Raw genomic sequence first — 10,454 nt, forward strand, 5'->3', positions numbered from 1 at the left:
CAAGTTGCGGGTTCCGGGTTCCGTCATTGCGAGGACGACGCAGGAGGACGCGGCAATCTTTCAAGTTCCAAGTTCCAAGTTGCGAGTTACGAGTTCCGGGTTTCAGCTCTCTAGGACTGGTAACTGAGACTGAACACTTTCTTGAGACTGAACACTGCGAATGAACACTAACGTCCAGCAGGTGCCCTTTTGAAAGTTGGAATTTAAAGCCTGGAATTTGAGTCAACTTGAAGCTCCTTCAATCCTTCAATCCTTCAATCCATCTATCCTTCAATCATTTTATCTGTCATTGGTAGAAGGAGATTCGATGAAGAAGTAATCCTGGTCCTTCCATTTACCCCTTCATGACTAGAGGCAATCGCTACATTCCCAACACCTTCAATTTTACCCAGGCCAGTTGTAGTTGTTTTTCAGCTTCGGTCAACTGATCGATCGCATCATAGTTGAACTGTAATTCAAGCAGGTAATCAATCAGTGAAATTTGCCCCGCTTCCAAAGCATCTTTAAGCAAGGCCTCTTGCTGAATCATGCTTAGCTGCTGACGCATATCCTTCACCCGAGCCGAGGCCAACTCAACGGATCGATACAATTGATGCAGCTCCGACTTAAACTGAAGCTGAAAGTTTTGCTCTTCCATCTGTAAAGATTCCTGCTTCAGGCGGGCCGCTTTAACCGCATGCTTATTTTCCCAAAGCGGTACAGAGAGGCCCAGCGTTATCCCCTGAAACTTCTCACCAATGGTATTTTCCATCATGTAGCCTCCGCTGATCTTCGGCAAGCTTTTACTTTGATTCAGCTTAATCGATCGTTCAGCAGCATTGGCTTCCAATAGATACCATCGCGCCTGCGGATTTTGTTGCACCCTCTGGTTGGCCCAACTCTCAAAATCTTGCGGTAAGTTAACTGCGTCATAGTGATCTTCCTCCACCGGCAAAGCTTGATTACCATTTAAGGTCTCCAGGCTAAGTTGCAACAACTCCTGCTCCTGCTGCAAGGCCTCCAGTGATTTTTCAGCCTGCAGGGAATTTAAGGCTGCTTTGTTCCGATCGATCCGGTTCGCATCACCGGCAGCCAGTCGTTCGGCATAAGCATCGGCTAAAGCTTTCGCTTGTTGTGTCCGTTCCTGTTGAATGGCAATTCGTTGATTGAGAGACACGAGTTCCACCCATAACTGAGCAGCTTCCTGCATTACCACCAGGCGATATTGTTCGGTGCTCATTTCCGCCTGTTGATCGCGTAAATCGGCCAGTTTCTTTTGGTGATGGTAAACCGTTGGAAACGCAATCTCCTGGCTTACCGACAAGTCTTTACGATTACCAATGGCAGAAGGGCTTCCCCACAAATAGCCACCTTCAACCTGCGGATTGTCAGGGGTATTTCCTACTCGGTTTTCAGCCTGCTGAGCCTGACTTTGAGCCTGCTGTGCCCGGTAAGCAACATTATTCGAGATGACTGTCTGTAAACAATCATCCAGTTTTTGCTGAGCAATAGCTGGAATCGCTCCCAGAACAATCAGCAAACTATAAAGTAGTTTCTTCATTTTCTCGCTGTTTTAAAAGTCCGAAACGGTGCAGCAGCTGGTAAACCACCGGCACCAGATAAATATTCAGTAAAGTAGAAGACAGCAATCCGCCCAGGATCACTTTGGCCATCGGGCTTTGAATTTCGTTGCCCGGGGCATCGCCGCGCATGGCCAGCGGAATAAGTGCTAAAGCCGCCGTCAGGGCTGTCATCAGGATCGGGTTCAACCGATCGACAGAACCACGGATCAAAATATCTCCCAGCTTCATGCCCTGCTCTTCCATTTGCTGAAAGCGCGACACCAACAGGATACCGTTGCGTGTAGCAATACCAAACAAGGTGATAAAACCAATGATTGCCGGAATGCTGATAATGCCCGAAGTGATCCAGATGGCCACCACACCACCAATCATTGCCATTGGTAAGTTCAATAAGATGATACCGGCCAGTTTAATATTTTTGAACTCCTGGTACAGCAATAAGAAGATGATGAGAATAGCCAGTGCTGTTGTCAAAGCCAGCGTTCGCGAGGCGCGGGCTTCACTCTCAAACTGTCCGCCATATTCCAGCCGATAACCTTCGGGAAGGGAAACATGCTCATTAATGGTTTGCTGAATATCGTTTACGGCACCGCGCAAATCACGTCCACTCACGTTGGCCGAAACAACAATCTTACGTTGTACATTCTCCCGACTGATACCGTTTGGTCCGGCAACCGACAACACATCAGCCACTTCTTCCAGCGGCACTTTTCCACCCTGCCGCGTGTCAATCAAAGCAGTTTTGATGCCATCGATCGTATTGGTAAATTCAGGTTGAAAACGCAGGAACAGATCGAAGCTGCGTTGTCCTTCGTAAATATCGGCCAGCTTTTCGCCACCAATTGCCTGCTCAACAAAATGGTTAAATTCGTCGATGCTGATGCCGTAATGTGCCAACATCGTTCGTCGTGCACGAATCTGAATTTGCGGCACTTCCACCTGCTGCTCCACATTCACATCTACCAAACCTTCAATATCAACAATCTCATGCTGAATCTGACTACCGATTCTGTACAGTTCTGTTAACTCCGATCCAAACAGTTTGATAGCAATATTGGCCCTTGTACCTGACAGCATATGATCAATCCGGTGCCCAATAGGCTGTCCGACAGTGGCAGCTATGCCCGGAATACGTTTCAATTTTGCACGCACTTCCTCTTTAAAGGCTTCGGCTGAGCGATCCTTCAATTCGAAACGCACCTCAATCTCAGCACTATTCGTTGCTTGCGAGTGTTCGTCCAATTCTCCCCTCCCTGTACGGCGGGCTGTGCTGATCACTTCCGGTACCGACAACAATTTCTCTTCAATCAATCGTCCCAGTTGGTTGCTTTCATCCAACGAGATCCCCGGTTCGCTGACTGCGGTTATCGTCAAAGCGCCTTCGTTAAACTCGGGCAGGAAGCTTCGCCCCATGACGGTTAGTAACAAGATGGAAGCAAGAAGCAAAACCAAGGCCGAGCCAAGCACAACTTTCTTATGTCGGAATACCATCAGGAGCGAACGCTCGTAATAATGATTCATCTGCCGGGTTAGCCAGTTTTCCTTACTTTTCTTCGTTAAATACTTTTCACCGGTCAACAGCAAACGGCACAACAAGGGCGTGAGCGTCATGGCTACAATCAACGATACAAAGAGCGAAACGATGTAGGCAATCCCCAAAGGCTTCAGCATGCGCCCTTCCATTCCCGACAGGAAAAACAGTGGGATAAAAGCTACAATGATGATCAATGTTGCATTGAAGATCGATGAACGAATCTCCTTCGAGGCTTCAAAAACCACCTTCCAGGCCACCTGCCGTTCGGCTTCGGGCAGCTGTCGGTTTTGCCGTAAGCGTTTAAAAACATTCTCCACATCGATAATCGCATCGTCGACCAGCGAACCGATGGCAATAGCCATACCCCCCAAACTCATCGTATTGATACTCAATCCCAGCGCTTTTAACACCAGCACCGCGCCCAATAATGACAAGGGTATTGCCAGCAAGGAAATGACGGTTGTTCGGAAACTACCGAGAAACAGGAAAAGAATGATCACAACAAATACGGCTCCCTCAAGCAAGGCGTCCTTCACATTGTTGACAGCTGTTTCAATAAAATCGGCTTGACGGAAGATATGCGAATCCAACACAACATCAGGAGGCAAGGTTTTTCCTAAGGCCTCCAGGTTTTCCGAGATTCGTTCAGTCAGCTTAAGCGTATTTGTATTAGGCTGCTTCGAAACCGAAAGGATCACAGCTGGTTTCGCATTTTGCGAGGCATAACCCATCTTCACCGCTGCATCGATCTTTAATTCGGCCACATCTTCTACATAAACCGGCTGTCCGTTTTTCTCTTTTATAAAAGTGCGCCCCAGCTCATCCAGGTCATCAGTTCGAGCCATGCCGCGAACAACATACTCGTTACCAAACTCACGAACCACGCCGCCGGTTGCATTATTGCTCATTCCGGCACAAACGGCAGTCAGTTCATCGAGGCTTACATTGTAATAGTCCATCAGGCGTGGGTTGGCCAGCACCTGGTATTGTTTATAGTCGCCGCCAATAATCGTCACCTGCGACACACCTCCTGTCGCCAACAACACCGGCTTTACATTCCAGTCGGCGATCGTACGCAAATCCATCATCGACGTTGAATCGGCTTGCATACCAATGAACATGACCTCGCCCATCACACTCGACTGTGGAGCCATTATCGGTTGGCCAACGCCAACAGGCATTTGTCCGGCCAGCCCGACCAACTTCTCACTCACAATCTGCCGAGCCCGAAAGATATCCGTTCCCCAGTCAAACTCAATCCAGACAAATGAAAAGCCCTGCGACGATTTGGAACGCACGCGGCGTACATCAGTAGCACCATTTACCGCTGTTTCAATCGGGAAGGTAACCAGGCGTTCAACCTCTTCGGCTGCCATTCCATGCGCATCGGTCATAACGACCACTGTTGGCGCCGTCAGGTCGGGGAACACATCCACATCCATATCACGGGCTACATAAACACCCGAAAACAGGAGTATCGCGGCTCCCAGTAAAACGATCAGTTTATTTTGAAGCGAAAATCTGATTATTCTATCCAGCATAATTCCTCCTTTCGCTTAGTGAACGTGTCCGGCATGCGGATCGAGCGTATTAGACACAGAAGCCAACTTCACCAACACGGCCCCCTTGGTAACAATGCGTTCACCATCAGTAAGACCTTCCGTGATTACAGTCTCCACCCCATTGGAGGCTCCGGGGAAGACCTGCCGTTTCTCGAACAACTCGGGATTAAGCTGCACATAAACGAAGTAATTTCCCTGCTGCTCCAGCAAAGAAACTGTTGGCACTACCACAACAGGACGATCTGCAGAACAGGTAATGTTCAGTTCGATCAAACTTCCGGGCAGTAAATCCCCTGTATTCGCAGCTTCAAAATAAACCGGAAGCCGGAAGCTACTCTCATCCACCCGCTGCCCAACCGATGTAAGGCTGGCATCGAGTGTTTTCCAGTTCTGGCTGTCACTTTTATAACTTGTTGCCAGCACCGAGCTTAAGTCGGTCCGGTAACGACTCGGCACATTGGCCACCAATTGAACCTTGGAATAGGAAGCAATCGTTGCCAGTGTCTGACCTTTGTCGACATGCTGTCCGTTGTGCACCCGAATCTTCTCCAGCACTCCGGCTGACAAGGCATAAACTACCTGTCCTTCCGAGTTGAAGTTGTGCTGCAGGTTATCGAATTTTGCTTTCGCTTTTTCGTATTGATTTTTGGTTTCCTGATATGCCCGCTTCGATACGATTTCTTTGTCAACCAATTGCTGCATCCGTTCGTATTCAGCTTTCGCAAGCTCGTAGTCGCCTTTAGCCTCCTGGTAAACCAGAGCTGCATTGTCGTCGCCCATTCCCGATCCCTGGATGGTGAACAAGGCTTGCCCGGCTTTAACCGAACTCCCGTCAACCATACTGTTCGATGTAAAATTGAGCGTTCCCGAGGTTTGTGCAGTCAGGGTATGCGATTTTGCAGGCAAAGCCTCAACGCGGGCAGTTGTTTTAATCAGTTGTCCAACCGGAGCCAAACGAGCCAGACCTGTTCCAAAAGCAACATTCCACGACTGCTCCTTCGTAAAACTAACAGCATTAGCCGGCGCTTCTTCACCCTCCAGTTCGTGGTGTGGCTCATGATCATCCTGATAAATCCGAACCGGAGCATCAATACGCTCCTGCTTATCTTGAATAAAAATGGTTAGTTGCCCTTCACCGGCCTGTGGTGCTTTAAACTTCAACTCATAAATCCCCGGACGCTTAGGCGCCACTTCTGCCTGAACAGTTTGATCACCGACCTTCAGCTCGGCTTTTACCGTTTCATCTGTCAAAGGCTTAAAGTCCGACAAACGGGTAAGGTGGGCCAATACCGACCGATTCTCGTTAACGACTAGTGGTTCCGTTTCTGCAAATAACTCGTAACGATCTGTATATTGAATGATCTGCTCGTGTATTTCATCGTGATGGTGATGTTCGTCCTCACCTTCCTGATGTTTTTCTTTTGGGTCATGACCGGCACAGCCCGCCAACAAGATGGCTAGTGCGGCCACAACTATAGAATATGCTTTCATAAATTTCGTGTAAATAATAAATACCACATCAGGCAACAGCAGTGATGCCTGAAAAACAGCAGACAGCTCACTCCTTAAGCTGTCAAAAAAGGTTATTTACACGAGTGCTGGTGGGCCACGTAGCCCAAAAGTTTGCAGATAAGGTTCCTGAATATGTGGCACCAGGGATTGAGGCCACTGACATTGTTCCTCTTCCGGAACATGAAATTGCTGCAGCACAACTGCCAGGATCGCATAGCTGCTCAATACAAGCGATTTTCCCGGAACCGGCTTTACTTCGAAGTGACAAGGAACTTGTTCATCAGGATGATTGCACGAACTGTCAGCACAAAGCGATGAATGCTCGGCCATATGCACGCAGGAGATTTCCTGAAAACATTTGTTTTCGAAGGATTTCTCATGATGATGATGCGGCACCATACTATGCACCATGACGACCAAATAAACCGTCAATAATACGTAAGATAAGATGGGCTGCATTTTCATCATGTCACAAAAATAAACTTTTTCAGCAAGGCGCGAAATCCCCTATTCAACGGATATTTTGAATTAACAAAGTTTTGAGATTTTTAATCTCCTGACCTGGAATCAAGTTTATACAAACAACTACTGAAACATAAATTCTGTACGTCATTAAACACTAAAGTCCTTCGTTCTTCGTTTCTTTGTATAGGAAAAGGGGTTACGTGTTATCAACCAAATCTATCTTAATTCGAGTCCATGAAAGTACGTTCACTTTGCCAAACATTAACCTTAGGCTTGTTCTTCTTAATCGCAACCAATGGCTATGCCCAAAACCGGATCATCCGGAATAACGGTTTTTATTATACCCTTGAAGGGAGTGCCGGCTATGGTTTAAAGATGAAATCGGACTATTATAATTTTAGTGACTATTCCCCGTTCAATTTCGGGGTAAAAGCGACAGCCAACATCTTCCTCAACGACTATTTTTCGGTTGGTGCCGGCTTAGGCTTTAATGAATATCATAGTCCCAAAATGCGCACCTTGCCGGTAACCGTTAATTTTAAGTACTTCACAGGAAGGCAAGCCCGTTCCCCATTTATTTATGCTGATGGGGGCTATGCCATGCGCACCGATGCCGACAAACAGCATAAGGGACCACTTTACGAATTGGGGATTGGATATCGTCATCAGCTACAACGACGCCACGACTTTTTGCTCTTTAAATTGGGATACAGCTATTTTAAAACCAAGCACTGGCTTTATATGCCCCGCGAAGGTACTAAAATGGAAGATTGGGATTTCCAATGGTTTTACCTGGAACGACCTGCAATCATGTTTAGCATCTGTTTCTACCACTCAACACGATTTTAAAACCTGAGCATTTACTCAAAGAGAAAGGCAGACTTGATTACAATCGAGTCTGCCTTTCTTCTTTTATAAAAAACCTCTTTGGTTAAAATATGCTTAGCACATTGCGCTCAAAAGAGAATCCGATGGTTTTCGGATTAGTTGTATTGCCTGAAGAAACCATTCATCCGGTCAACCAGTTTTGCAAAAATGGGGCGCGTAAATTCGTGGAACAATTCCTGTGGTCCGGGAGGTGCCACCGCTTCATTTTCAAGAAGTGCTATTTCCTCTTTACTCAACACCCGTTCGTCCCCCAAAAACATACCATGTTGATTGCGCCACATAAACTCCCCGGGAATATTATCATCCAGCAAGCTTCGGTTTGCTTGAAAATCATTAATATCCAATTTGACCACTCCTGCCGAATAAACTTCGTCGGTTAGTACTTTAATTTTTCCGCTAACGGTAACAATCCGTTTTTCTGTAACCACAGAGTCGCGTGAAATCTTCTTTTCGTAAACTTCTTCAACATCCCGTTTTAAGTCTTTTACTTCCTCGTAATGTTTGGGATGTTCAATATTGAAATCGAGAAAATTCAACTGAACGACCATATCCGGATATTTCAGCTTCACTTGTTCAGCCTGTTCCGGCGTATAAAAGTTCACAAAACTTTGCCCGGGATACAATTGATTCATCTTGGTCATCAATTCCGAATAAAAGAAATCAGCATTCAGTTCGTAACGCAGCGATGGTGCCGGAAGAGGCTCAATAATTACGCGGGTGGTGGCCATATCTTTAGCATCATTCATCAATTGGATCGCATCCTTATATCCGGGAACCAGCCCAACACATTGCTGAAAATGACGACAAGCCTGCTTGGCATCCTCTTTGGTTTGTAAATCCATAAAAGCTACCGCTGCTGCATAGTGCTCTTCTGCAGCCCTTTCAGTCACATCTGCCAATTCAGTCGTATAGGTTTTGGGTGAAGTGATTAACTTACGTGCTGCAGGGATTCGGCGTATCTGATCCGAAATTCGGTTCACTGTCTGCATCAACGCCAGGGCTTTATTCCACTTAAACGGATCGTTTCCTGTTAAGGTCAAATCAATCTCCTCCTGATAATATTGCATAGCCATCGGATAGCCGCTGGTTACAACTTCTTGTGCTTTTTTATTATCAGGATCCTGGCTTAACCGGTTGGTTGCTTTCACAAAGGCATCCAGAAAGTTTCCCTGGTCCAGTGCTTTACGCCCCGAGGTGCAGGCTGCTACGCTCAAAGCGACCAATAGTAAAAGGTAAATTTTTCTCATTCGTTCGGTTTTTTGTTATGTCCACAAGCAATTGCCAACAATAATAAAAGAAAAAATCGACAATGCAGTTTCACATCGGTTTAAATAAAAATAAACCAAGCAAAATAGGGGCCAAACTTTTGGGGAAATGTTAAACTGCATTCCCAATAGTTGTATGATCTGCCAAAATCCGGGAAATTCCCATTCATTTAAAATACAAGCGAAGGTCAAGCAGATATTTTGATAACTTTGAATCTGTTTTCAAATCGAATCAACCCAATGGCGCATTACGACGAGCATTTCAAGAGTCAGCAATTTACAACAGAACAACTGGCCGATCAAACATTCGATGGATGCCACTTCGAAGCTTGCTCCTTCGAAAATTGCAACTTCCGCTTCACCGAATTGGTCGACTGCCGTTTTACGGACTGTAACTTTACAATGACCAAAGTAACACAGGCTGGCTTAAAAGAAGTTCACTTTAAAAGCTGCAAGCTGGTTGGTTTTGACTTCAGTGCCTGTGCTGATTTTTTGTTTCAGGTTGAATTTGAAAGCTGTCTGCTCGATTATGCCATTTTCAGCCGTAAAAACATGAAACAAACCCGTTTTAAACAGTGCTCAATTCGCGAAGCCGATTTCTTTGAAGTCAACCTTCAAAAGGCCAATTTTGGGAACTGTGATTTAAATGGATCACAATTTGAAAACTGCAACCTGCAACAAGCTGATTTCAGCACCGCCATCAACTACACCATCGATCCGGAGCAAAATCGAATGAAAGGGGCCCGTTTCGCAAACAACGGCTTAAGCGGTCTGTTGCAGAAGTATAATTTGACAATTGAATAAACAAAAGAACTATGGATGATAAATTGAAAGCTTTTGGCGACCTGTTGGGAATTATGGATGAATTGCGCCAAAAGTGTCCGTGGGACCGGGAGCAAACATTTGAGTCGTTGCGCAAACTAACCATCGAAGAAACTTACGAATTGGGCGATGCCATTTTGCAGTCCGATCTGGATGAAATAAAAAAAGAACTGGGCGACCTGCTGCTTCATATCGTGTTTTATGCAAAAATCGGAGAAGAGAAAGACGCCTTTAACATCAAAGATGTTATTGAGTCGCTCAACGAAAAACTGATTTATCGACATCCGCATATTTACGGAGAAGTAGGTGTTAACAATGCCCGCGAGGTAGAGCAAAACTGGGAAGCACTGAAGTTGAAAGAAAAAGGCCGTAAAAAGAAAACGGTTTTGGAAGGTGTTCCATCATCGCTGCCGGCTCTGGTGAAAGCGAACCGCATACAGGAGAAAGTCAGCGGTGTTGGTTTCGACTGGGAATACCCCGATCAGGTGTGGGAGAAGGTAAAAGAAGAAATTGGCGAACTTCAGCACGAAATGAACAGCAACGACCAGGATAAAATAGAAGCAGAGTTTGGCGATCTGTTTTTCGCCATGGTCAATGCCGCACGACTATATAAAATTGATCCGGAAGCCGCTTTGGAACGTACTAACCTGAAATTCATGAAGCGTTTCGCCTACCTGGAAAGTCAAACGCTGAAGAAAGGCATCGACCTGAAAACAATGCCATTATCCGAAATGGATAAATATTGGGAAGAAGCCAAAAAGATGGAATAAGCCAGAATCGTTAAAGTTCCAAGTTTTGAGTTTCGAGTTGGTGGGGCCACGTCATTGCTGAATCGGATTTAAAC

The 10,454-nt window shown here is 46.0% G+C and carries 8 protein-coding genes; 3 read left to right on the plus strand and 5 right to left on the minus strand.

Features of this window, described 5'->3' with window-relative positions; all coding sequences use genetic code 11:
* Positions 1 to 361: 361 nt before the first annotated feature.
* From AC37HE_RS03340 to AC37HE_RS03355, 4 genes are all read right to left on the minus strand, one after another.
* Positions 362 to 1,540, minus strand: coding sequence for a TolC family protein (locus AC37HE_RS03340; protein ID WP_500781366.1), 1,179 nt, complete (start codon positions 1,538 to 1,540; stop codon positions 362 to 364).
* Complete coding sequence (locus tag AC37HE_RS03345; RefSeq protein WP_500781367.1) at positions 1,521 to 4,637, minus strand: efflux RND transporter permease subunit; 3,117 nt, start codon at positions 4,635 to 4,637, stop codon at positions 1,521 to 1,523. Before AC37HE_RS03345 ends, AC37HE_RS03340 begins: the two co-directional genes overlap by 20 nt.
* Positions 4,638 to 4,652: 15 nt before the next feature.
* The gene (locus AC37HE_RS03350) at positions 4,653 to 6,149 is read right to left on the minus strand and encodes an efflux RND transporter periplasmic adaptor subunit (protein WP_500781368.1); all 1,497 of its coding nucleotides are present in this window, start codon (positions 6,147 to 6,149) and stop codon (positions 4,653 to 4,655) included.
* A 96-nt stretch (positions 6,150 to 6,245) separates the two neighbouring features.
* Entirely contained in the window at positions 6,246 to 6,638 is a 393-nt protein-coding gene (locus AC37HE_RS03355; protein WP_500781369.1) for a DUF6769 family protein, read from the minus strand.
* Between the two features lie 231 nt (positions 6,639 to 6,869).
* Between AC37HE_RS03355 and AC37HE_RS03360 the strand changes: the two genes are divergently transcribed.
* Positions 6,870 to 7,484, plus strand: a complete 615-nt coding sequence (locus AC37HE_RS03360) for a hypothetical protein (RefSeq protein ID WP_500781370.1) — start codon at positions 6,870 to 6,872, stop codon at positions 7,482 to 7,484.
* Between the two features lie 134 nt (positions 7,485 to 7,618).
* On the opposite strand, the gene AC37HE_RS03365 is transcribed toward AC37HE_RS03360, so the two are convergent.
* The gene (locus AC37HE_RS03365) at positions 7,619 to 8,770 is read right to left on the minus strand and encodes a hypothetical protein (protein ID WP_500781371.1); all 1,152 of its coding nucleotides are present in this window, start codon (positions 8,768 to 8,770) and stop codon (positions 7,619 to 7,621) included.
* 258 nt (positions 8,771 to 9,028) lie between these two features.
* Between AC37HE_RS03365 and AC37HE_RS03370 the strand changes: the two genes are divergently transcribed.
* The gene (locus AC37HE_RS03370) at positions 9,029 to 9,592 is read left to right on the plus strand and encodes a pentapeptide repeat-containing protein (protein WP_500781372.1); all 564 of its coding nucleotides are present in this window, start codon (positions 9,029 to 9,031) and stop codon (positions 9,590 to 9,592) included.
* Between the two features lie 11 nt (positions 9,593 to 9,603).
* Positions 9,604 to 10,380 carry a nucleoside triphosphate pyrophosphohydrolase gene (gene mazG / locus AC37HE_RS03375; protein WP_500781373.1) on the plus strand — a complete coding sequence of 259 codons (777 nt, stop codon included), beginning with the start codon at positions 9,604 to 9,606 and terminating at the stop codon, positions 10,378 to 10,380.
* Positions 10,381 to 10,454: the final 74 nt, after the last annotated feature.

It is taken from the genome of Mangrovibacterium sp., from assembly GCF_059905295.1.

Bases quoted from the DNA above. Each gene is read 5' to 3' on its own strand.
- mazG (WP_500781373.1), top strand. From the start codon at position 9,604: ATGGATGATAAATTGAAAGCTTTTGGCGACCTGTTGGGAATTATGGAT.
- AC37HE_RS03350 (WP_500781368.1), bottom strand. From the start codon at position 6,149: ATGAAAGCATATTCTATAGTTGTGGCCGCACTAGCCATCTTGTTGGCG.
- AC37HE_RS03370 (WP_500781372.1), top strand. From the start codon at position 9,029: ATGGCGCATTACGACGAGCATTTCAAGAGTCAGCAATTTACAACAGAA.
- AC37HE_RS03360 (WP_500781370.1), top strand. From the start codon at position 6,870: ATGAAAGTACGTTCACTTTGCCAAACATTAACCTTAGGCTTGTTCTTC.
- AC37HE_RS03345 (WP_500781367.1), bottom strand. From the start codon at position 4,637: ATGCTGGATAGAATAATCAGATTTTCGCTTCAAAATAAACTGATCGTT.
- AC37HE_RS03365 (WP_500781371.1), bottom strand. From the start codon at position 8,770: ATGAGAAAAATTTACCTTTTACTATTGGTCGCTTTGAGCGTAGCAGCC.
- AC37HE_RS03355 (WP_500781369.1), bottom strand. From the start codon at position 6,638: ATGATGAAAATGCAGCCCATCTTATCTTACGTATTATTGACGGTTTAT.
- AC37HE_RS03340 (WP_500781366.1), bottom strand. From the start codon at position 1,540: ATGAAGAAACTACTTTATAGTTTGCTGATTGTTCTGGGAGCGATTCCA.